At 65.7% G+C, this 21,249-nt stretch carries 19 protein-coding genes; 9 read left to right on the top strand and 10 right to left on the bottom strand.

What is annotated here, in order from left to right:
* Window positions 1–21: 21 nt before the first annotated feature.
* Window positions 22–924 carry a LysR family transcriptional regulator gene (locus tag ARC63_RS18385; RefSeq protein ID WP_010485668.1) on the top strand — a complete coding sequence of 301 codons (903 nt, stop codon included), beginning with the start codon at window positions 22–24 and terminating at the stop codon, window positions 922–924.
* A 61-nt stretch (window positions 925–985) separates the two neighbouring features.
* Here ARC63_RS18385 and ARC63_RS18380 read toward each other — a convergent pair whose 3' ends face one another.
* The 3 genes from ARC63_RS18380 to ARC63_RS18370 form a co-directional block, all read right to left on the bottom strand.
* Window positions 986–1,366, bottom strand: coding sequence for a hypothetical protein (locus tag ARC63_RS18380; RefSeq protein WP_019337724.1), 381 nt, complete (start codon window positions 1,364–1,366; stop codon window positions 986–988).
* Between the two features lie 275 nt (window positions 1,367–1,641).
* Complete coding sequence (locus ARC63_RS18375; protein ID WP_057504054.1) at window positions 1,642–2,526, bottom strand: methylenetetrahydrofolate reductase; 885 nt, start codon at window positions 2,524–2,526, stop codon at window positions 1,642–1,644.
* Complete coding sequence (locus tag ARC63_RS18370; protein ID WP_057504053.1) at window positions 2,526–3,440, bottom strand: LysR family transcriptional regulator; 915 nt, start codon at window positions 3,438–3,440, stop codon at window positions 2,526–2,528. The genes ARC63_RS18375 and ARC63_RS18370 overlap by 1 nt, the downstream gene beginning before the upstream one ends.
* A gap of 75 nt (window positions 3,441–3,515) precedes the next feature.
* On the opposite strand from ARC63_RS18370, the gene msuE reads away from it, so the two are divergent.
* From msuE to ARC63_RS18355, 3 genes are read left to right on the top strand one after another with little or no spacing between them, the layout of a single operon-like run.
* Window positions 3,516–4,103, top strand: coding sequence for an FMN reductase (gene msuE / locus ARC63_RS18365; RefSeq protein WP_043395912.1), 588 nt, complete (start codon window positions 3,516–3,518; stop codon window positions 4,101–4,103).
* 56 nt (window positions 4,104–4,159) lie between these two features.
* On the top strand, window positions 4,160–5,137 hold the full coding sequence (locus tag ARC63_RS18360) for a DUF1852 domain-containing protein (protein ID WP_057504052.1): 978 nt from the start codon (window positions 4,160–4,162) through the stop codon (window positions 5,135–5,137).
* A gap of 39 nt (window positions 5,138–5,176) precedes the next feature.
* On the top strand, window positions 5,177–6,211 hold the full coding sequence (locus tag ARC63_RS18355; protein ID WP_049433748.1) for a methionine synthase: 1,035 nt from the start codon (window positions 5,177–5,179) through the stop codon (window positions 6,209–6,211).
* Here ARC63_RS18355 and ARC63_RS23740 read toward each other — a convergent pair.
* The 4 genes from ARC63_RS23740 to ARC63_RS18345 form a co-directional block, all read right to left on the bottom strand.
* The gene (locus tag ARC63_RS23740; protein WP_231298661.1) at window positions 6,168–6,740 is read right to left on the bottom strand and encodes a hypothetical protein; all 573 of its coding nucleotides are present in this window, start codon (window positions 6,738–6,740) and stop codon (window positions 6,168–6,170) included. The two genes, ARC63_RS18355 and ARC63_RS23740, sit on opposite strands and share 44 nt — an antisense overlap.
* A 78-nt stretch (window positions 6,741–6,818) precedes the next feature.
* Window positions 6,819–7,634, bottom strand: coding sequence for a S1 family peptidase (locus ARC63_RS18350; RefSeq protein WP_057504109.1), 816 nt, complete (start codon window positions 7,632–7,634; stop codon window positions 6,819–6,821).
* A 134-nt stretch (window positions 7,635–7,768) separates the two neighbouring features.
* The gene (locus ARC63_RS23825; protein ID WP_010485648.1) at window positions 7,769–8,080 is read right to left on the bottom strand and encodes an excalibur calcium-binding domain-containing protein; all 312 of its coding nucleotides are present in this window, start codon (window positions 8,078–8,080) and stop codon (window positions 7,769–7,771) included.
* Between the two features lie 130 nt (window positions 8,081–8,210).
* On the bottom strand, window positions 8,211–9,215 hold the full coding sequence (locus ARC63_RS18345; RefSeq protein WP_043395915.1) for an extracellular catalytic domain type 1 short-chain-length polyhydroxyalkanoate depolymerase: 1,005 nt from the start codon (window positions 9,213–9,215) through the stop codon (window positions 8,211–8,213).
* Window positions 9,216–9,436: 221 nt separating this feature from the next.
* Here ARC63_RS18345 and ARC63_RS18340 point away from each other — a divergent pair, with 221 nt between their 5' ends.
* From ARC63_RS18340 to ARC63_RS18325, 4 genes are read left to right on the top strand one after another with little or no spacing between them, the layout of a single operon-like run.
* The gene (locus tag ARC63_RS18340) at window positions 9,437–11,611 is read left to right on the top strand and encodes a TonB-dependent receptor (protein ID WP_057504051.1); all 2,175 of its coding nucleotides are present in this window, start codon (window positions 9,437–9,439) and stop codon (window positions 11,609–11,611) included.
* Window positions 11,612–11,643: 32 nt separating this feature from the next.
* On the top strand, window positions 11,644–12,522 hold the full coding sequence (locus ARC63_RS18335; protein ID WP_049409687.1) for an alpha/beta fold hydrolase: 879 nt from the start codon (window positions 11,644–11,646) through the stop codon (window positions 12,520–12,522).
* Window positions 12,519–12,995 (top strand): MaoC family dehydratase, encoded by a 477-nt coding sequence (locus ARC63_RS18330; RefSeq protein WP_057504050.1) that lies wholly within the window; start codon window positions 12,519–12,521, stop codon window positions 12,993–12,995. The genes ARC63_RS18335 and ARC63_RS18330 overlap by 4 nt, the downstream gene beginning before the upstream one ends.
* A gap of 36 nt (window positions 12,996–13,031) precedes the next feature.
* Complete coding sequence (locus ARC63_RS18325; RefSeq protein WP_057504049.1) at window positions 13,032–16,361, top strand: hybrid sensor histidine kinase/response regulator; 3,330 nt, start codon at window positions 13,032–13,034, stop codon at window positions 16,359–16,361.
* Between the two features lie 4 nt (window positions 16,362–16,365).
* Here the strand turns inward: ARC63_RS18325 and ARC63_RS18320 are convergent, their stop codons facing one another.
* Window positions 16,366–17,040 carry a response regulator transcription factor gene (locus ARC63_RS18320; protein ID WP_057504048.1) on the bottom strand — a complete coding sequence of 225 codons (675 nt, stop codon included), beginning with the start codon at window positions 17,038–17,040 and terminating at the stop codon, window positions 16,366–16,368.
* A gap of 129 nt (window positions 17,041–17,169) precedes the next feature.
* Between ARC63_RS18320 and ARC63_RS18315 the strand changes: the two genes are divergently transcribed.
* Entirely contained in the window at window positions 17,170–18,816 is a 1,647-nt protein-coding gene (locus ARC63_RS18315; protein ID WP_057504047.1) for a fatty acid--CoA ligase, read from the top strand.
* A 19-nt stretch (window positions 18,817–18,835) separates the two neighbouring features.
* Here the strand turns inward: ARC63_RS18315 and ARC63_RS18310 are convergent, their stop codons facing one another.
* Both ARC63_RS18310 and ARC63_RS18305 read right to left on the bottom strand, forming a co-directional pair.
* Window positions 18,836–19,435 (bottom strand): NADPH-dependent FMN reductase, encoded by a 600-nt coding sequence (locus ARC63_RS18310; RefSeq protein WP_057504046.1) that lies wholly within the window; start codon window positions 19,433–19,435, stop codon window positions 18,836–18,838.
* A 137-nt stretch (window positions 19,436–19,572) separates the two neighbouring features.
* Window positions 19,573–21,222 carry an ABC transporter ATP-binding protein gene (locus ARC63_RS18305; protein ID WP_057504045.1) on the bottom strand — a complete coding sequence of 550 codons (1,650 nt, stop codon included), beginning with the start codon at window positions 21,220–21,222 and terminating at the stop codon, window positions 19,573–19,575.
* Window positions 21,223–21,249 lie beyond the last annotated feature (27 nt).

The following is a 21,249-nucleotide window of genomic DNA, read 5'->3' as shown; positions in this document are numbered from 1 at the left end:
TTTTTGGATGATTGATACCCAATGAGCATTAATTGCGAAATCCTGGATCTGCGTGCGTTCCTGCTGGTGTCGGAGACCCGCAGCTTCCATCGCGCCGCGGAAATCCTGCACGTCTCCCAGCCAGCACTCAGCCGGCGTATCCAGAAACTGGAACAGGCGGTGGGGTCGCCGCTGCTGGAGCGCACCACGCGCAGCGTCAGTACCACCGCTGTCGGCGAGAACCTGCTGCCGCTGGTGCGCCGCATGCTGGAGGAATTCGATGGATCACTGTTCTCGCTGCGCGGCCGCGAAGACACCCGCGGCGCGACAGTGACCATCGCCTGCCTGCCGACGGCGGCGTTCTACTTCCTGCCCAGCGTGATGGCGCGTTTCCACGAAGCGCACCCGAACGTGCGCTTCCGCATTCTGGATATCCCGGCCACGGAGGGGCTGCAGGCAGTGGAACGTGGCGAAGTGGAGTTCGGCATCAACTTCATGGGCGCCAACGATCCGAATCTCGATTTCGACGTACTGGCAGAGGACCCGTTCGTGCTGGCGTGCCGTCGCGATCATCCGCTGGCGCGCAAGCGCAAGGTGGAATGGGCCGACCTGGCCGAGCACCAGTTGATCACCGTGCATCGCACCAGCGGCAACCGCACGCTGCTGGATGGTGCGCTGGCGCGCGAGAACCTCAAGTTGAGCTGGCACTACGAAGTGACCCACCTGTCGACGTCACTGGGCATGGTCGAGGCGGGCATCGGAGTGTCGGTGCTGCCGAAGATGGCTACGCCAGATGGGGATCACCCCACCCTGGTGACGCGCGCGATCGGCAACCCGGTGGTGTCACGCACGATCGGCATCGTCCGCCGCCGCGGCGCCCTGCTCTCGCCCACGGCGGAGCGATTCCTGCAGATGCTGATGAGCCAGTGGCGTGGGGAGGCGTGAGCAGCCCCGCAGTTCACGCACCCATCCGTTCCGGCACACTGGGCGCTGACAGGGTCGCCCTTCATGACGAGGCCGCGAAGATCGACGCAATACCTGCAAGCGATCCCACGGCCACCCATGAGAGCGTGGCGAATGCAGTCAGCAGTACCTTCCGGTGGACGGCCTGCGCTTCGTTCTGGGCCTCCGACCGTCGCGCATAGGGCCTGGAGAAACCCAGCAGTTCGCCGGTGACAGTCAACACCCCCATCAGGATCAGTGCGGTCACGCAGAAGCCGAACATGGAGCCTATGAAGGCCAAATGGCGGGTGTCGCCGATAGCCGGCTGAGTCCCGGCCAGGGCTTCCACAAGTTGCCCCGTCCACCGTGCGGGCAGCCAAGCCAGGGCTGCGACAATGCCGAAGTGACTGGCCACGTTGATCCAGAACCAGGATGTGGTCTTCATGACGTCAGCGTTTCCGGTGTTGGCCAGTGGCGGGCATCGTGACGCCTGCGCCAGCCCCGCGCAACGCTGCATGGGGAAGCCAGCCAGCGGCCGGCACTACCAGGTCAATCAGCCTGCGGTTTCCAGCCCCTTGCCTGCCGCATCCATCCGCAACGAGGCCAGGTACCGGCAGTACTTGCCGACGAACATGAGCGGTCCCTTGGTGAAGGTGGCGAGGGGCCCTCGCCTTGGCGCTCACTATTCGCTTCCGCCCCAATGGCGACCAGTGACAGCTGTCAGTCTTCGTGGATTACGCCGCGCGCACCGCGAACACGCTGCCGGTACCGCTCGATCCACTCCAGCGAGGGCGCAACACCGCCGAACGGGAACAGGTGCGGACTGACCTGGCCATGCGCGCTGGTCAAGCCCTTCACCAGGCGATCGACGAAAACCTCCGGCCCCGCCGTTCCGAGCAGGCGGCCGATCGAGATGCCATACCGGGCGAGCATCGATGCACTGGCGCCTACGCCGCACATCGCCGCATAACGCAGCAAGCGGGTGATGCTGGCCGGACCCGGCACACCGACCAGCACCGGAACGGTGATGCCACGCGTGCGCAGTGCATCCAGCCAGGTCAGCACGGTATCGGCATCGAACGCGAACTGGGTGACGATCAAGGGGGCCATGCCGCGTGCTTCGATGCGCTGGCATTTGTGTTGAAGCGCCTGCCAGCGTTCGTCACTGCTCATTACCGGGTGGCCTTCCGGATGCCCGCCGATGGCGGCGACCTTGATACCGTGTCGCTCCAGAAGACCGGTCTCGATGATCGACGCGCTGTCTGCAAATGGTCCGATGGGCGTGGCCAGGTCACCCGCGATCAGCAGGCAACGCGCGACCCCGGCTTCGCCGGCGGCACGTTCCAGGAAGCGTTCAAGCGCTGCGTGTGACCCGATACGCCGCGCGGAGAGATGCGGCATCGGCTCGAAGCCGAGCTCGCGCACCGCGCATGCGGCGGCCAGGCGTGCATCGTCGTCCTCGCTGGCCAGCCAGGGAATGGAGATGATTGTGCCGCGCGGTATGCGGGCCGCCTCGGCGCGCAGCGCAGGCATGGCTTTCGCGCTGACTTCCAGTGAAAAGGCGTTGAGGAAGGCGTCCGCCCGCAGTGACATGCCTGCCGACATCAACGCGCTCCGCCCACATTGCCGGCAAGCGGCGAGCTGTTACGGGCCAGCTCGATGAAGGCCTGGAGGTAGTCGATACCGGTATCGGCCTCGCGCGCGCCCAGGTAGATCTGCTTGGGGATGCCTTTGGCACCCAGGCGGACGGGCACGACGTCCATGCGCGCAGCGTACTCCTCCACCAGCCAGCGCGGCATGGCGGCCACGCCGCGGCCGCTGGCCACCATCTGCATCATGATGTCGGTGGTTTCAATGGCCTTGTGGCGCCGCGGCGTGATGCCGGCCGGCAGCAGGAACTGGTTGTAGATGTCCAGGCGCTCGAACGGCACCGGGTAGCTGATCAGCACTTCCTGGCCGAGCTGGCGCGGCTTTACGTAGTCCACCTTGGCCAGGGCGTGGTTGCTGGCCACCACCAGCACCTGCTCGTAGTCGAACACGGGAATGAACTTCAGGCCTGGCTTCAGCAATGGGTCGGGGGTGACCAGCAGGTCGATCTCATAGCCGAACAGCGCGCCGATGCCGCCGAACTGGAACTTCTGCTTGACGTCCACATCCACGTCCGGCCATGCCGCCAGGTACGGCGAGACGATCTTCAACAGCCACTGGTAGCAGGGATGGCACTCCATGCCGATGCGCAGCGCGCCGCGCTCGCCCTGTGCGAACTGGCCCAGCCGCTCCTCGGCCAGGTCCAGCTGCGGCAGCACGCGGTTGGCGACTGCCAGCAGGTATTGCCCGGCCTGGGTCAGCCGCAGGCTGCGGCCTTCGCGCAGCCACACATCGGTGCCGAGCTGCTGCTCCAGCTTTTTCATGCTGTGGCTCAGGGCTGACTGGGTCAGGTTGAGCGCGCCGGCCGCGGCGGTGAGCGAGCCCTGCTGCTCAACCTGCTGCACGATGCTGAGGTGGATCCGTTCCAGCATGACGATGAATCTCGCTCATGGATTGGTGAAGTAATACCATTTTACGTCATGGAAGGCACTGACTAGGATCGGGTCATGCTTTCACCTGCCCACCCCCTTCGAATCGTCGCCGTCTCCGGCGGATTGCAACGCCCTTCCAGGGCCGCCACGCTGGCCGAGCATCTGCTGGACCTGATCGGCGAGGACATCCATTGCGAGCAACACCTGATCGAACTGGGCGAGCTGGCGCCGCAGCTGGCCGGCGCACTGTGGCGCTCACAGTTGCCCGACGCTGTGGAGCGGCAGCTGGTTGCTGTTGAACAGGCCGACGTACTGGTGGTGGCAACGCCGGTCTACCGCGGTTCGTACACGGGGCTGTTCAAGCACTTCTTCGACTTCATCCACCAGGACGCACTGGTCGACACCCCCATCCTTCTGGCCGCCACCGGTGGCAGCGAGCGCCACTCGCTGGTAATCGACCATCAGCTGCGCCCGCTCTTCAGCTTCTTCCAGGCGCGCACCCTGCCATTGGGTGTCTACGCCACCGATCGCGATTTCGCCGACGGCCGCGTGCACAGCGACGCCCTGATCGAGCGGGCGCGACTGGCGGTACGGCGGGCCATGCCGCTGCTGGCGCTGCCCCGCCATCGTGCCACCGCCCTTGAGGCCGCCGCAGCGCTTTGAATGCCGGATGCCCTCGCCCGCATCCGGATGCCACCCCGCAACACGGAACGCCGCCCATGACGACCGACACCTTCACCTTCAGCATCACGCGCATCCCCTTCAACGAGGACTACCAGCCGGCCGAGGGCACGCGCATCACCACCAATTTCGCCAATCTGGCGCGCGGTGCGTCCCGGCAGGAGAACCTGCGCAACACGATCAGCATGATCAACAACCGCTTCAACGATCTGGCGCACTGGGACAACCCGAGCGCGGATCGCTATGCGGTCGAGCTGGACATCATCTCGGTGGAGATGCACATCGACGGCAGCGATGGCAGTGATCCGTTCCCGTTGATCGAGGTCCTGCGCCCAACCATTTTCGACACGCAGACCGGTGCGCGCACCGAGGGTATCGTCGGCAACAATTTCTCGTCCTACGTGCGCGACTACGATTTCAGCGTGGTGCTGCCGGCCAGCAACGAGGGCAAGGCCACCTTCGGCATTCCGGAAGGCTTTGGCGACCTGCATGGCAAGCTGTTCAAGCACTTCCTGGAGTCTGACGCCTACCGCGCCAACTTCAGCAAGGGGCCGGTCATCTGTATCAGTGTTTCCAGCAGCAAGACCTACCACCGCACCGAAAACCATCACCCGATCCTGGGCGTGGAGTACCGCCAGGGTGAGTTCTCCCCCACCGACCAGTACTTCGACAAGATGGGCCTGCAGGTGCGCTATTTCATGCCACCCGGCAGCGTCGCGCCGCTGGCGTTCTACTTCCAGGGCGACCTGCTGGGCGACTACTCCAACCTGGAACTGATCGGCACCATCAGCACGATGGAAGCCTTCCAGAAGATCTACCGCCCGGAGATCTACAACGCCAATTCCGTGGCCGGCAAGGTCTACCAGCCCAGCCTGAAGCACCAGGACTATTCGTCCACCCGCATCGTCTACGACCGCGAAGAGCGCAGCCAGCTGGCGGTCAAGCAGGGCAAGTTCACCGAAGAACACTTCATCAAGCCGTATCGCGCCGTGCTTGAGCAGTGGGCTGCCCGCTGATCCATCGATTTTCCATTCGCCCCCAGGAAACAAGACGCAATGTCGACGAAGAAACTGCTCCCTACCTCCACCGCCGGCAGCCTGCCCAAGCCGTCCTGGCTGGCAGAACCCGAAAAGCTCTGGTCGCCCTGGAAGCTGCAGGACGAAGGCCTGACTGAAGGCAAGCAGGATGCCCTGCGCCTGTCCCTGCAGGAACAGCAGCATGCCGGCATCGATATCGTCAGCGACGGCGAGCAGACCCGGCAGCACTTCGTCACCACCTTCATCGAACACCTCAGCGGCGTTGATTTCGAGAAGCGCGAGACCGTGCGCATCCGCAACCGCTACGATGCCAGCGTGCCGACCGTGGTCGGCGCAGTGAGCCGTCCGAAGCCGGTGTTCGTGGAGGATGCGAAGTTCCTGCGCCGGCAGACCACGCAGCCGATCAAGTGGGCACTGCCTGGCCCGATGACGATGATCGACACGCTGTACGACGCGCACTACAAGAGCCGTGAGAAGCTGGCCTGGGAATTCGCGAAGATCCTCAACGAAGAAGCAAAGGAGCTGGAAGCCGCTGGCGTGGACATCATCCAGTTCGACGAGCCGGCCTTCAACGTGTTCTTCGACGAAGTGAACGACTGGGGCGTAGCCGCGTTGGAGCGTGCGATCGAAGGACTGAAGTGCGAGACCGCCGTGCACATCTGCTACGGCTACGGCATCAAGGCCAACACCGACTGGAAGCAGACGCTGGGGTCGGAATGGCGGCAGTATGAAGAGTCGTTCCCCAAGCTGCAGACCTCCAACCTCGACATCATCTCGCTGGAATGCCACAACTCGCACGTACCGATCGACCTGATCGAGCTGGTGCGTGGCAAGAAAGTGATGGTCGGCGCCATCGACGTGGCGTCCAGCACGGTGGAGACCGCCGATGAAGTAGCCAACACCCTGCGCAAGGCCCTGCAGTTCGTGGATGCCGACAAGCTTTACCCGAGCACCAACTGCGGCATGGCGCCGCTGGCCCGTGAAGTGGCACGGGGCAAGCTGCGTGCGCTCAGCGAAGGGGCCCGAATCGTGCGTGAGGAGCTCTCGGCGTAGTCCTGGCTGGGGATGTGTTCCCGTTTCGGCGCGGGGAGGATGGAACCTGGCCGGGTACAGACCAGGTTCCACCTCGTCCCTGCACCTCGGGCCTGGCGGCCATCATGCGCGGCCTTGGTGCCAGCGCTTCCTTGATCCGCCCCATCTCCCCTGCCCCGGCTTCAGCCAGGCGCCGGGCCTGCTGCCGCTGCTCCCGCGTCAGCACCTGCGAGGGCACGGCGCCCGCGCCGGGCGCAACAGCCACCAACCGCGCCACCGCATCGCGCAGAGGCAACTGCGGGCAGAGCCGTGCAGCACACCAGCGCTCGGCGTAGCGCTTGGCCTGACGGGTGCTGGTGGCGGACACGACCTTGGCCTGTGACATCTTGCGTGCGTCCAGGTACAGGCGGAACCCGAGCGCGGCATGCGGCACGATACGGGCCACCGAACGGCCGTTCCACCACAGATCCCAGCGCTCGCCGCTCTGCACCCACCCGGATGGCCGGGAGGCGGTCATGCACGCAGGGAATTTGAACGAAGAAGAGGCCATGGCGGGAAGGATACGAACACCCGTCGCATGACTTGAGACCGGGCGAACACCTGCGCGGAAGGCTGCCCGGATGCACCATTAACGTGACGCATCACGCTCGATGATGCTTTCGATCCAGTTGAGGTAGCGGGACACGCGGACGTTGTAAACCACCTGGCCATAGAAGCCTGCCTCTAGCGCATGCTCGGGAACGGCGGTGATCCAGGAGCCGAGGCCCACCAGCTGCCAGGTCCCTTCCTTACTGATCAGCAGCGGGCCGCCGCTGTCGCCGTTGCCGAGCACGCCCTCAAGGGGAAGGCCCTGCGGAGGTGGATCGAACCGGTACCAGAGATAGCGCGTGTTGCCGCCGGTGATCGCGTTGCAGGCTCGCCGCAGCGTCGTACGATGCGACCCGCCGGGCGCCAGCCCCACGGCACCGTTGCCGGTGGCGCCTTTCCCTATCAGGGAGGCGACCTGCGTGACCTCGTCGGCGCCACGGTAGAGTGCGACCGGCGGCACACCGCTCACCGGGGCGGCAAGTCTGATCAGTGCAATGTCGTCCGACGCTGCCAGAAACGCATGGATTTTCGATGCGCTCCCGGTTGCCATCGCTTCCTTGCCCAGCGCCTCGGGCATCCTCCGGTAGCCGGGGTGCAGGAAGACACGCTCGACGCCGTAGCCCTTCCCATCGATGGTGATCGTGGCATCCATCCCCTCCATCGGCGCGGCATGCGCGGCAGTCAGCACCCACTGCGGTGCGATCAGGACGCCGTGCCCCTCGCCCGGCATGTCTGCCAGTGCCGGGAACACCGATGCGTCGATCCGGTACCTGGCATCGTCAACATCATCGCGGATGACCACGGCACCGGCGGCGAACGGGAGCGTGGCCAATGCCAGGAAAATCCAGCGGTTCATGATTGCTTTCATCCTTGCAGTTCAATCACAACAGCCTAGGGGATATCCCTGCAATACGGGGAGATCGTGCGACCACTCCCGGCGATGGCCGACGAACCCGGGGAAACGGGAGTTGAAGCCAGGTGGGCCATGCCCTACCTGCGGCCCCGATAGGGTTCGCAGCCCACGCCGTCATTGTCACGATCGAGGTGCGGGCCATACCCCGGATCACCACGCCGTACCGGCGCAACCCCGGCGGCGCGGGCCTCCGCGCAGTTGGCAAATGCCCGGGAACCGCGCGCGGGGGCAGGGGCGAAACTGCTGCGCGGAGTGTCGACGTATCGAGGGGCGGCTGGAGCGCCTCGATGGCAGTGATACTCACCCGTTTTCCGGTTGGTGTGGCAACCCTGCTTGTCGAGCCCGCCCGGATGCGCGAGCGCATTGGCGGACAGTGCCAGTGCGAGCATGCCGGATGCAGCCAATACGATGGAATCTCGGCGCCGGGTATCCATGCCTTCCCCCTGTCAGGCAATCCTGCCAAAGGGAAGGCTAGCATGGTGTCTCGACCGCCAGGCTTGACGCTGCAGCGGCGACCACTCAGCGCTGGTAGTCCTTCAGGAACAGCCAGGTGATCAGCGTGGCATCCGGCCCCTTCGGGTCGGTGAATGGCAGGCCCGACTGGCTGCCGCTCCAGGCATGCCCCATGCCCTGCACCACATAGTGCTGGACCAGCGTCCTGCCGCCGTACGCGTAGGTGTCGACGGTATACGCGCGGCCGCCCGGCACCTGGCCGTGATAGGTGCTGGTCGGCACGTACTTCACCGAATCGTTGTCCATGCCGTCGTCGGCGAGGTCATTGGTCTGCAGGAACTGGCGCACGGCCTGCTGCCCGTTCACCGGGTTGACGGTGAGGTCGGCGCTGCCATGGAACACCAGCACCGGCAGCGGTCGCGGCGACGGCGAACCCGAACACTGCCATGCCAGGCGACCGTTGCTGTCCGGCGAGTAGATGCTGCCAGCCAACAGTGCGTAGGCGCTGCCGGAAATCGTGGTCGCGCCCTTGAACATGCCACCGGAATGGATGGCACCTGCGGCGAACACGTCCGAATAGCAGCCCAGCATGATCGAAGTCATCGCGCCGCCCGCCGAAATGCCGGTGACGTACACGCGATGCGGATCAACGCTGTAAGCCGCCTTCACCTTTTCCACGATGCCGGCAAGGAGCGAGGGCTCGCCACTGTCGCGTGCCTGGTTGATCGGCAGCTGCCAGTTCCAGCAGCGGGCCGGATTGGAGGTGACGTTCTGCCGCGGGTAGACCACGATGAAGCCTTCGGTGTCGGCCACATCGTTGAAGCCCGAGGCCTCGCCCATCAGGTTCGGCCCGGTCACGCAGCCGTGCAGCACCAGCAGCAGAGGCAGCGGTTGTGTGTCGTCGTAGCCGGCGGGCACCCACACCTGGTATTCGCGGGCGCCGAACAGATTGCCGTACAGGCCAATGTCCCAATGCCCGGCCGGGCCTGCGGCAACGGCGCTGCCCGCCATCGCCAGCCAACTGCACAGTATCAGCAGTACAACCTTGATCGAATCGATTCCGGATTTCATGGCCAGATCCTCATGCGTGAGTCGTGGATGAAGGGGTACCGGGATGCGCTTCCGGCTGGGGGCGCGCCCAGTATCCGCATCCGGCGGCCGCTGCCGACTGGACCTAGGTCCACTCGCCGCTGCCCGATGACACCGCTAGCCTTGGCTGCAGGGGTGGCAATGGGCCATCTGCAAGCACCTGCCTGGGGGAGGACCGAATGAAACGGAATTGTTTGAGTCTCATGATCGGCGCGCTGCTGGCCTCCGGGCCGGTACTGGCACAGGAAGCGCCCCAGGCCACGCCGACGGTGGGCAGGACTGCATCACCCACCAACCTGGACAGCATCAAGGTCACCGCACGCAAGCGCGAGGAAACCCTGCAGGAGGTGCCGGTTGCCGTCACTGCGTTTACCTCCGAGGCGCTGGACAAGATGAATGTCCAGGACATCAGCGACCTGGATGCGCAGGTGCCCAACCTGACCATCTACGCTGCCCGCGGCGCCAGCAGCACGGTCACCGCCTACATCCGTGGCATCGGCCAGTCCGATCCCACCTGGGGCGCCGATCCGGGCGTGGGCATCTACCTGGACGACGTCTATATCGCGCGTCCGCAGGGTGCGCTACTGGATGTGTTCGATGTCTCGCGCATCGAGGTGCTGCGCGGCCCGCAGGGCACGCTGTATGGCAAGAACACCATCGGCGGCGCGATCAAGTACATCTCGCGCGGCCTGCCCACCCAGACCGAGGGCTTCGCCCAGATCACCGTGGGCAACTACAGCCAGCTGGATGCGAAGGCGGCCATCGGTGGCCCGATCGGCGGTGCCGACAGCGGCCTGCGCGCCCGTGTGGCGGTGGCCAGCATGAACCACGACGGGTTTGGCGAGAACACCTCCAACGGCCAGCCGGTCAGCGACAAGCAGATCAACGCGGCACGCCTGAACCTGGGCGCGTATGCGGGCGATGACTTCGACGTGCAGTTCGCACTGGACTGGATCGACGATCAGTCCGGCATGCGCGGCTCGAAGATGCTGGCGCCCAATCCGTTCCTGCGCGCCTACCCGCCGATGGACAGCCGCTATGACATCCGCTCGGGCATGCGCAACCTCAACAACGTGGAGAGCAAGGGCGCCTCGGCCACGGTGAACTGGCGGCCGAACGAAGACATCGCACTGAAGTACGTGATCGCCAAGCGTGAATCGGACAGCGAGGCCAACATCGACTTCGATACCGCGCCGGTCAAGCTCGCCGACGTGGGTGGCACCTACCACGACGACCAGGTCAGCAACGAAGTGCAGGTGAACTACGATGCCGGCGGCCGGATGCGCGGCGTGGTCGGCCTGTACCAGTTCAGCGGCGAAGCTGGCGGGCAGATCCAGAACAACTACTTCAGTGCGCAGTTCGCCGACAACCAGGGCAAGGTGCTGACCGACAGCATCGCGCTGTACGCGGACTGGACCTTCGACCTGACCAGCAGACTGAAGCTCGATGTCGGCGCCCGCTACACCGACGAGGACAAGCGCGCGATCGTGCTGAACCGCCTCTACGCCGACCCGGGCTTCAGCCGGCCGGTGGCGGTGACCGCCGATTTCGACAAGAAGACCAACTTCAAGAACGTCTCGCCCAAGGTCTCGCTGGACTACCAGATCACCCCGGACATCATGGTCTATGGCCTGGCGACGCGTGGCTTCAAGTCCGGTGGCTACAACATCCGTGCCAACGCGGTGGCGGTACCGCGCTCGGCGGAGCCGTTCGATGACGAGACCGTGGACAGCTACGAAGTCGGCAGCAAGATGGCCTTCCTCGACCAGCGCCTGTTCCTGAACCTGTCGGCGTTCTACAACAAGTACAAGGACATCCAGCTGTCGGTGTTCACCGGCCTGGATACCAACGGCGATGGCATCGACGATTCCTTCTTCGGTGACTTCACCAACGCCGGCGCCGGTACCGTCAAAGGCCTGGAAGTCGAGTATCAGTACCTGCCCAGCCAGCACTGGCTGATTTCCGGCAACCTGGCATGGCTGGATACCACGTACGACGAGTACATGGACCGCGGCATCAACGTGGCCAGGCAGATGAAGTTCACCAATGCCCCGGAATTCTCTGGTGCGTTCAACGTGGAATACCGCACCGACCTGGCCAACGGCAGCAACCTGTCGGCACGGGTGAGCTACAGTTACCAGAGCGAAGTGTGGCCGACCACCGACCTCAGCCCGGTGATCCGACAGCAGGGTTACGGGCTGGTCAATGCCGGCGTCATCTGGCGCTTGGATGACGCGTGGACCTTCTCGCTGCAGGGCACCAACCTGGCCGACAAGGAATACCGCACCACCGGCTACAACATCCCGGCGGTCGGCACGCTGATTGGCTTCTATGGCCCACCACGCGAATATAGCCTCAGCGTCCGTTACGATTTCTAGCGCATCCGTTACGATCTTCAGGAAGCTTCTGCATGACGCAGTCTTACGACGACCTGTACTGGAACAGCAATGATGGATTGCGCCTGCATGCGCGCGACCATGCACCCGATGCGGGGCAGGCAGCGCGTGGCACAGTGGTCTGCATTCCAGGACTGACCCGCAATGGTGCCGACTTCGATGCGCTTGCCAATGTACTCACCGCCGAGGGCTGGCGCGTGATCGCGGTCGACCTGCGTGGTCGTGCAGGCTCGGAACGCGCATATGACCCGTCCAGCTACAACCCGCGTGCCTATGCGGATGACATGGTTGCGTTGCTGCGCTCGCAGAACATCGACAAGGCGGTGTTCATCGGCACCTCGCTGGGCGTGCTGGTGACCATCACCCTCGCCTCGCGCGCGCCCGGGCGGATTTCCGGGGCGGTGCTCAACGATGCCGGCCCCAAGGTGCCACGCGAGGCGCTGGCACGGATCGGCAAGTACGCCGGCAAGCCGGTCCCGCCGATGGACCTGGTGCAGGCCACGGCCTACGTGGAATCCATCGGCAAGGCTGCGTTCCCGCGCTTCAGCACCGACGACTGGCGGCAGATGGCGGTGCGCACCTTCCGCCCGCGCAGCGATGGCCTGCTGGAACTGGACTACGACCCGGCAGTGATCCGTACTACCCGGCCATGGTTGCTGTGGCTGTTGCGTCCGCTGCTGTGGCGTGCGGTCCGCGGGCTGACCGCACGGGTGCCGGTGCTGGTGGTACGCGGTGCGCTGTCCGACATTCTGCCGGCCGATGTCGCGCGGCAGATGGCGGCCACCTCGGAAAGTGCCCGCCTGGTGGAGGTGCCCGATGTGGGGCACGCGCCGATGCTGTCCGAGCCAGAGGCGCGTGACGCGATCCTGACCTTGCTGGAGCGTGTGGCGTGAGTGCGGACAGCGACCTGCCTCCCGCCCTGCAGGCGTTGCAGCAGTGGGCCGCCAGTGAGCGGCTGAGTGGCGTGACCCGCGTGGACCAGGCGCGCATCGATGCTTTTGCCGACGCCACCGGTGACCACAACTGGATCCATGTCGATCCAGCGCGGGCGCAGGCGCAGATGCCGGGTGGGCATACCATCGCACATGGCTTCCTGTTGCTCTCGCTGACGGTGGAGGACGATGTGGCCGCCCTCGCCGGCTTCCCCGGCATCGCCCATGCGCTCAACTACGGCTTGAACAAGGTCCGCTTCCTGGCGCCGGTGCCGAGCGGGTCCGAGGTGCGGGTACGCTCGCAGCTGGTGTCACTGGATGCGCGCCAGCACGGCCAGTGGCTGCTGACCCAGCGCAAGGCCGTCGAGCGGGTCGCCGATGGCGAGCTGGCACTGGTCGCTGAGCAGCTGTCACTGATCGTGATCGCCGCCTAGCACCACCCTGCCCGCTTCTCTCCCTACACTGGAGCGATGTTGACGCCCTCCATCGTCCTCTTCGCCTGCATTGCATGGACCGCACTGCTGTTTGGCGTGGCGCTGTGGGGCGAGCGCCGCGGGCACCGGCTTTCGAAGGCCTGGCCGCTCATCTATGCACTGTCGCTGGCCGTGCACTGCACCGCGTGGACCTACTACGGTGCGGCCTCGCAGGGGCAGCAATGGGGTTTCCCCATTCCACCGACCCTGGCCGGCATGGCGCTGATCTTCGCGTTGGGCCTGCCGTTCCTGCTCCGCCTCGGGCGGCTGGCCAAGCAGCACAACAGTGCCACCATCGCCGATCTGGTCGTTGCACGACTGCGTGCCGATCGCGGCCTCGGCTTCACTATCACCCTGGTGGCGCTGTTCGGCATCATTCCCTACATCGCACTGCAGCTGAAAGCCGTCAGCCAGGGGCTGGGTGCCCTGCTGGGTGATCGGTTCGCGCCTGCCGGTGCGCAGCTGGACATGTCGTTCTGGTTCGCGCTGACGATGGCAGCGTTCACCCTGCTGTTCGGTGCACGCAAGGCCTCGGCTACCGAGCCCAACCGCGGCATCGTGGTCGCGCTGGGCCTGGAATCGGTGCTGAAACTGGTCGCACTGCTGGCCATTGGCCTGTATGCGGCGCTGTCCGTGCACAAAGCCGGCACGCCGCTGCTGGAGAAGATGGCGCAGCTGCCGCCACCGGCCATCGTGCCGGACTATCTCACCATGGTCGCGCTGGGGGCGATCTCCGCGTTCACCCTGCCTCACCAGTTCCACGTCGGCGTGGTCGAGCTTCGCCAGACCTCGGACCTGAAGACGGCACGCTGGATGTTCCCGGTCTACCTGCTGCTGATCGGTCTGCCGTCGGTGCCGATGGCATTGGCCGGTGCCGCGCAGCTGCCGGCCTCGGTATCACCGGACCTGTACGTGCTGGCGCTGCCGCAGGCCGGTGGCCATCATCTGCTGGCGCTGCTGGCCTATCTGGGCAGCCTGAGCGCGGCCACGGGCATGATGATCCTGTCCGGGCTGACCCTGTCGATCATGCTTGGCAACCACGGATTCGGTTCGCGCCTGCTCGGCGGCATCGAGGGTGGCGTGGCCAACGCCGATCTGCGCCCGCGCGTGCTGGCGTTCCGCCGTGCCGGCATCCTCGCCGTGTTCCTGATGTCGTGGCTGTACAGCCGCGCGATGAGCGACACCGAGGCACTCAGCGATTTCGGCCTGATGTCCTTCACCGCCCTCTCGCAGCTGGCACCGGCTGTGCTGCTGGCGGTGTATCGCCCACGTACGCCCTCCGCGGCCATCATGGCCGGCATCGTGCTGGGCTCGTTGGCCTGGCTGTGGCTGGTACTGCTGCCGATGGTGATCCCGGCCGCGACGCCGTCGGTCGACGCCGACGGGCTGCATTGGTTGTCGGTGGTCTCGCTGCGCGTGCAGCCGGGGCATATCGCCATCAGCATGGGGGCCAGCCTGGCGGTCAACCTGCTGGCCGTGGCCCTGGTGTCGCGGGCCGTGCGTCCGTCCTTGCCGCGGAGGCGGGATGCGGTGGCTGCGGCGTCCCTGCGCAGGACCGCCGGACGCTTCCTTGGCCAGGAGCGTGCGCGCCAGCTGCTGGAGGGCCACGCCGGGCAGATGCTGGATGACGACCGGGTCACCGCCGTCGAGCGTGAGCTGACGGCCGTGGTCGGCGCAGGCATGGCACGGCTGTTGGTCGAAGCCGCACGCGAGGGCGGCGCCGCGCCGCTGGACGCGGTGACCCGCGCCGTCGGCGAGGCCACCCAGGTGCTGCGCTTCAACCAGCGCCTGCTGGAAGCTGCGCTGGAGAACATGAGCCAGGGCATCAGCGTGGTCGATGCGCAGCTGCAGCTGGTGGCCTGGAACAGCCGCTACGCCGCGCTGTTCAGGTTCCCGCCGGAGCTGCTGCAGGTCGGGCAGCCGGTGGTCAACCTCACGGCATGGGCACTGGGACAGCTGAAGATCGGCGACGGCCCTGGCGACACGCCGACCAAGGCATTGCAGCGCCGCGTCGCGCATATGCGCCGTGGCACGCCACACCTTTCCGAACGGATTTTCCCCGATGACACCATCGTCGAGATCCGCGGCAACCCGATGCCGGGCGGTGGCTATGTAGCCACATTCACCGATGTCACGGCGTTCCGCCGCGCGGAAGATGCGCTCAAGCGCAGTAATGAGAATCTGGAACGCCGGGTACAGGACCGCACCGCGCGGCTGCAGCAGGCGGTACAGGAGGCCGAGCGCGCGAACGCGGCAAAAACGCGCTTCCTGACGGCGGTCGGCCATGATCTCATCCAGCCCCTGCATGCGGCCCAGTTGCTGACCGAGGCGATGTCGCAGCACATCGAGTCCGAGTTCCTCGACAGTTTCCTGCGGCAGATCCGCGGCGCATTGGATTCCACTGATGACCTGCTGTCCGGCCTGCTGGATATCTCGCGACTGGAAGCCGGTGGGCTGGTGGCCGATCCGCGCCCCTTCGCGCTGTCGACCGTGCTGGATCCGCTTGCGCAGGAGTTCGCGGTGCTGGCGGCGGCGCGTGGCCTGCAGTTCCGCCACGTGCGGAGCCAGGCCTGGGTCCATAGCGACCCGCTGCTGCTGCGCCGGGTGCTGCAGAACTTCCTGGCCAACGCCATTCGTTATACCCGCCATGGCGGTGTCTTGCTGGGTGTGCGCCGCCAGGGGCAGGCACTGATGATCGGCGTGCATGACACCGGCCCCGGCATTGCTCCGGAGCAGCAGGCGGTGGTGTTCGAGGAGTTCCACCGGATCGATCGCAGCAACGGGCAAGGACTGGGCCTGGGCTTGACCATCGCGCACCGCATTGCCGACCTGCTGCATGCACCCTTGCACCTGCGCAGCGTACCCGGGCATGGCTCGGCCTTCTCGATCAGCGTGCAACGCGCAGCACCCCCTGTGACCCCGCGCAGTCCACCACCGACGGGCGGCAGCAGCGCCCTGAAGGGAATTCGTGTACTGGTGGTGGACAACGACCCGGACGCACTGGAGGCGATGCGGCAGCTGCTGCATTCCTGGGGTTGCGATGTGATCGCGGCAGGCAACGCCGATGACATCGGATCCTCAGCGCACGAGGCGGCGCTGTGGCTGTTCGACTATCACCTGGATGATGGCGATACCGGTGTTGCGCTGTGGAAGCGGCTGACGGGCATGCATGGGCCGCGGCCGACGGTGATCCTCAGTGCCGATACCGGCAGCGATACGCGCGAGGCGGTGCGCGGCGTTGGGCTGTCCCTGCTCAACAAGCCGTTCAAGCCGTTGGCGCTGCGCTGGGCGATCAACCACCTGCTGGCGACCACTGCCACGCCCTGACCCATCAGGGCTCGGGAAGCTCTTCGATCTGCCGGGACGGATCGGCCAATCCCATTTCGTGCAGCACGCGGATGGCCTGCGCGCGGTTGCGCACGCCCAGCCGCTCCATGATGCGTGTCATGTGTGCCTTGACCGTGCGCAGCTGTACGCCCAGCCGGTCGGCGATCTGCTTGTTGAGCAGGCCCTCGGCCACCAGCCCCAGCACCTTGTACTGATGTGCCGACAGGCTGGCCAGGCGTGCGGCCAGGTCGGTATCCCTGCTGAACGGTGCCACCCGCGCCACCGGCTCGCGCAGCAACGCTGGAATCCAGCGCTCACCCTCCAGCACGGACTGCAGCGCGGACTGCAGTTCGTTCAAGCCCGAGCTCTTGGGCAGGTAGCCCGCGGCGCCGAGGTCGATGGCACGCCGGATGACCTGCGGCTCCTCGTTGGCGGAGACGATGATGATCGCCAGGCCCGGCTGCAGGGCACGGATCGTGGCCAACCCGGCCAGCCCATGGTTGCCGGGCATGTGCAGGTCAAGCAGCATCAGGTCGATCGACTGGTTCTCGATCACCTCCAGCACGCCGTCCAGCGAATCAGCCTCGCTGATCTGCAGATCGGCAACCGCCTCTTCCGCCGCGCGATGCAGTGCCGCACGGAACAAGGGGTGATCATCGGCGATGAGCAGGGTTGGCATGTCCTGGCGAGATTATCAAATCGGCTGCGCGCGGGAACAGGTACCTAGGTACGCTGGTACAGCAGGAAGGGCTTGCTAGTGTGGGGCGGAGAAGGCCGGCGACCGCAACGCCGTCCACGAGGAAATGCCATGTCATCCGCCCCCACTCCCGATGCCCATGCCTATCCACTGCTGATCAAGCAGCTGCTGCTGATGCCGCTGGCGGTGAGCCCTGGACAGGAAATCGTCTACGGCGACCAGGTACGGTTCGATTACCGCACCCTGCACGCGCGCATCGGCCAGCTGGCAGGCCTGCTGACCTCGCTGGGATACGGCCACGGCGACACGGTGGCGGTGATGGACTGGGACAGCAACCGCTACCTGGAGGCCTACTTCGCGGTGCCGATGATCGGTGCGGTGCTGATGATGGTGAACGTGCGCCTGGCCCCCGAGCAGATCGCGTACACGCTGAACCACAGCGGCGCGCGGGCGATCCTGGCCAACCGCGAGTTCCTGCCGCTGCTGGACGCCATCGACGAGCAGCTGCCGGACCTGCGCACCCGCATTCTGCTAGACGATGCCGATGGCCCGCTGCCGCCAGGCTTCGCCACCGAGTACGAAACGGGCCTGCGTGATGCCACGCCGGTCGTCCGCTTCCCGGACTTCGACGAGAATGCCCGTGCCACGGTGTTCTACACCACCGGAACCACCGGGTTGCCCAAAGGGGTCTATTTCAGCCACCGGCAGCTGGTGCTGCATTCGCTGGCGGCGATGGCCGCGCTCGGCGGCGCCCCCCGCCAGGGCCGCCTGCACCGTGACGACGTCTACATGCCCATGACCCCGATGTTCCATGTGCACGCGTGGGGCCTGCCCTACGTGGCTACCGCGATGGGCATCAGGCAGGTCTATCCGGGGCGCTACCTGCCTGCGAAGCTGCTGGCGTTGATCGCGCGCGAAAAGGTGACCTTCTCGCACTGTGTGCCAACCATCCTGCACATGCTGCTGGAGCATCCGGACGCGGCGCAGACCGACCTGGAGGGCTGGAAGGTGATCATCGGCGGTGCGGCCCTGCCCCGTGCTCTGGCGCAGCGTGCACTGGCACGGGGCATCGACATCTTCGGCGGCTATGGCATGTCCGAGACCTGCCCTCTGCTCACCATCGCCCAGATCGACGTGGACAGCATGACCGATGCCGACGAGGTGCTGTCATTGCGCACCAAGGCCGGCACTCCGGTGCCACTGGTGGACCTGCGCATTGTCGACCCGGACATGGGCGATGTCGTCCACGATGGCGTGGCCACCGGCGAAGTGGTGGCACGAGCCCCCTGGCTGACCCAGGGTTACCTGCACGATCCGGACGCTTCGGCAGCGCTGTGGGCGGGCGGCTACCTGCACACTGGCGACATCGGCAACATCGATGAAGGTGGCTACCTGCGCGTCACCGATCGCATCAAGGACGTGATCAAGACCGGTGGCGAATGGATCTCCTCGCTCGCGCTGGAAGACATCATCGCACTGCACCCGGCGGTCAGCGAGGTCGCGGTGATCGGTATCGCCGATGCGAAATGGGGCGAACGGCCGCTGCCACTGGTGGTCAGGCAGCCCGGCCGTGATGTGTCAGAGGCGGAGATCATCGAACTGGTCGCAGCGCGCAGCCGTTCCGGAGACATCTCACGCTATGCGATTCCGGAGCGTGTCAGCTTCGTGGATGCGATCGAGCGGACCAGCGTGGGCAAGATCAACAAGAAAAAACTGCGCGGGCTGCATGATCCGGGCGCTGGCACCGGCGGGCGCTGACGCCCTCTGCCGGCACGGCTCAACCGCGCGATGCCCTGCCCTGCAGCAACTGGACCCAGGCCTGGAATCCCTCCAGGAAGCGCTGCAGGCGCTTGCGCGTCGCCGCGTCGAAATCGTCCGCGTCATTGTTGTAGGCGGCCGCTGCTTCGGCCACATAGAGCTGTGGCGAGGCCATGGTCAATGCCCCCATGGCGGTCAATGTATGGCGCAGCTGCGACTGCGCCAGTTTGGTGCCCCAGTGACCCGGCGTGGCGCCGATGATCGCCACCGGCTTGGCCGAAAGGACCGTGCGGTATTCGGCATCGTCGCGGGACAGCCAATCGAGCGTGTTCTTGAGTACGCCGGGCAGTGACTGGCTGTACTCCGGCGTGGCGATCAGCACGCCGTCAGCGGCTGCAATGGCCGCGCGCAGGCGCTTGACCCCGGCAGGACCGGCCGGGTCGGCGGCTTCCACGTCTTCGTCGAACAGCGGAATATCGACAATGGTGTCATGCACGGTCAGCAGCAGGCCCGCAGGCGCGGCGCCTGCTGCAGCCCTGACCAGGCGCCGGTTGTAACTGTTGCTGCGCAGGCTGCCGGCAAACGCCAGGATGTTCAGCGGTGGAAGGTTGTCGGACATGCGGGATTCCTGGAATGAGTCGGTGCGGGGTCACGGGCCAGGCATCGACAGCGCGGGAGGCACCGGGAACGGTCGCGCACAGCGTACCCCAGAAGCATCGCGCCCCAGCTGCAGGTGCAGGTGTCCGCCAGGTCCCGTCAGCCCGTGGCCAGCACGATCACCTGGTCGGCTGCGGTCACCACGCTGCGGCGATGGGTGATGGCCACGATCGTGACATCACCGGCAAGCGCGCGGATATGGCCCATGATCTCGCGCTCGGTCGCCTCGTCCAGCGCCGAGCTGGCTTCATCCAGGAACAGGATGGCGGGCGCTCCGTAGAGTGCACGCGCAATGGCGATGCGCTGCCGTTCGCCGCCGGAAAGTTTCAGGCCACGCTCGCCCACGGTGGTTTCAAAGCCTTCGGGCAGCGCGTCGATCAAGGCCAGGATCGACGCCTGGCGGGTCGCGCGGCGCAACCGGGTGTCGTCGCGCGGGCGCCCCAGCAGGATGTTGTCGGCCAGGCTCTCGTTGAGCAGGATGACATCCTGGGGAACGACGGCGACGGCGGCGTGCCACGCGGCACGGTCGATGTCGGCCAGGTCGATGCCATCCACCAGGATGCGACCGTGCTGGGGCTCGATCGACTTCAGTGCCAGCTTGAACAGCGTCGACTTCCCTGCCCCGGTCTCCCCCATCAGGAAGTTGATGCCGCCGCGCCCGGCGTGGAAGGACGCATCCCGGACGCCGCGGCCATTGCCGTAGCGATGGCTGACATGCTGGAACTCGATCCGGCCGCATTCTCCGTGGAATCGGCCGGCGTTTGCTGCCTGCCGCTCTTCGGGTGCCGCCCACAGGGAGGATAGCGGCGTCAGCAGCGTCCACGAACGGGCAACGTCATCGATCGAGCGCGCGATCATTTCAAAGGGCATGTTGAGCTGCAGCAACAGCAGGTTGAACAGTACGATATCGCCGACGCTCAGGTCACCGCTCTGATAGCGCGGGAGCAGCAGTGCGAAGGTGACGATGAACTCGACCGCCAGGCCGATGCCCAGCAGCGCGATGAAACCGACCCGCTGCAGCACGTACGCCCGCCAACTGTCGCGGACCTCCAGGGCCTTCTGCTCGAAGCGCTGGATCATCCACGCGCTGCCGCCGAACTGCCGCAGCGTCTCCATCGCGTTCATCGCATTGCCGACGAAGCGCGCATTCAGCTGGCCCGCTTCGACCGCCGCCTCACGATGGATCCGTGCTCGCCGGGTAGCGATGGCCGAGAGCGTGACGGCCACAGAACCGTAGCCCAGCACGATCGCCACCATCTGCAGGTTGATCAGCGCCCCCAGTGTCAGCAGGGTCAGCAGGATCTGCAGTGCGCTGGGAATGAACACCACCAGGCCAAGCTGCACCACGATCTTCAGGGCGTTGCGGCCCTTCTCCCCGGCCACCTGCAGTTCGGCTGCGTTGTAATCCAGGAAGAAGCTGTGTGTCTTCTTCAGCAGCCGCGCGAAGTAGCGGGTGCTGGTGATGAAACCCAGGTTCTCGCCACTGAGGAACGACAGGTACTGCACGGTGTTCTGCAGGATGCTGGCGGCGCCGAGCATCACCGCGTAGAGCAGGAACCATCCCGCCAGTTCACGGATGCCTTCCGTGCTGATGCGGTCGATCAGGCGCGAGAACAGGTACGGCGCTGCCACCGTGGCCAAACTGGAAAGCACGACGATGGCGGCGATCAACAGCAGCAGCCTGCGGTCCGCCTTCCAGTACGCGGTGAGGATCTCGGTGACCGGCGGCGGCAGCGCGAACATTCTCATCAGCGTCGGTCCGGCATCGGTGCAGTG

This window comes from Stenotrophomonas geniculata ATCC 19374 = JCM 13324, assembly GCF_001431625.1.
GTDB classification, from domain to species: Bacteria; Pseudomonadota; Gammaproteobacteria; order Xanthomonadales; family Xanthomonadaceae; genus Stenotrophomonas; species Stenotrophomonas geniculata.
Note: the sequence above shows the minus strand (reverse complement) of the source record. Positions and strands in the feature narration are given on the sequence as shown.

What these genes read in the sequence shown, in the direction of transcription:
- ARC63_RS18320 (WP_057504048.1), bottom strand. Translation starts at nt 17,040, where the DNA reads ATGCCAACCCTGCTCATCGCCGATGATCACCCCTTGTTCCGTGCGGCA.
- ARC63_RS23825 (WP_010485648.1), bottom strand. Translation starts at nt 8,080, where the DNA reads ATGCTCGCACTGGCACTGTCCGCCAATGCGCTCGCGCATCCGGGCGGG.
- ARC63_RS18325 (WP_057504049.1), top strand. Translation starts at nt 13,032, where the DNA reads ATGTTGACGCCCTCCATCGTCCTCTTCGCCTGCATTGCATGGACCGCA.
- ARC63_RS23740 (WP_231298661.1), bottom strand. Translation starts at nt 6,740, where the DNA reads ATGGCCTCTTCTTCGTTCAAATTCCCTGCGTGCATGACCGCCTCCCGG.
- ARC63_RS18380 (WP_019337724.1), bottom strand. Translation starts at nt 1,366, where the DNA reads ATGAAGACCACATCCTGGTTCTGGATCAACGTGGCCAGTCACTTCGGC.
- ARC63_RS18310 (WP_057504046.1), bottom strand. Translation starts at nt 19,435, where the DNA reads ATGTCCGACAACCTTCCACCGCTGAACATCCTGGCGTTTGCCGGCAGC.
- ARC63_RS18355 (WP_049433748.1), top strand. Translation starts at nt 5,177, where the DNA reads ATGTCGACGAAGAAACTGCTCCCTACCTCCACCGCCGGCAGCCTGCCC.
- ARC63_RS18345 (WP_043395915.1), bottom strand. Translation starts at nt 9,215, where the DNA reads ATGAAATCCGGAATCGATTCGATCAAGGTTGTACTGCTGATACTGTGC.
- ARC63_RS18340 (WP_057504051.1), top strand. Translation starts at nt 9,437, where the DNA reads ATGATCGGCGCGCTGCTGGCCTCCGGGCCGGTACTGGCACAGGAAGCG.
- ARC63_RS18375 (WP_057504054.1), bottom strand. Translation starts at nt 2,526, where the DNA reads ATGTCGGCAGGCATGTCACTGCGGGCGGACGCCTTCCTCAACGCCTTT.
- ARC63_RS18385 (WP_010485668.1), top strand. Translation starts at nt 22, where the DNA reads ATGAGCATTAATTGCGAAATCCTGGATCTGCGTGCGTTCCTGCTGGTG.
- msuE (WP_043395912.1), top strand. Translation starts at nt 3,516, where the DNA reads ATGCTTTCACCTGCCCACCCCCTTCGAATCGTCGCCGTCTCCGGCGGA.
- ARC63_RS18350 (WP_057504109.1), bottom strand. Translation starts at nt 7,634, where the DNA reads ATGAACCGCTGGATTTTCCTGGCATTGGCCACGCTCCCGTTCGCCGCC.
- ARC63_RS18335 (WP_049409687.1), top strand. Translation starts at nt 11,644, where the DNA reads ATGACGCAGTCTTACGACGACCTGTACTGGAACAGCAATGATGGATTG.
- ARC63_RS18370 (WP_057504053.1), bottom strand. Translation starts at nt 3,440, where the DNA reads ATGCTGGAACGGATCCACCTCAGCATCGTGCAGCAGGTTGAGCAGCAG.
- ARC63_RS18360 (WP_057504052.1), top strand. Translation starts at nt 4,160, where the DNA reads ATGACGACCGACACCTTCACCTTCAGCATCACGCGCATCCCCTTCAAC.
- ARC63_RS18315 (WP_057504047.1), top strand. Translation starts at nt 17,170, where the DNA reads ATGTCATCCGCCCCCACTCCCGATGCCCATGCCTATCCACTGCTGATC.
- ARC63_RS18305 (WP_057504045.1), bottom strand. Translation starts at nt 21,222, where the DNA reads ATGAGAATGTTCGCGCTGCCGCCGCCGGTCACCGAGATCCTCACCGCG.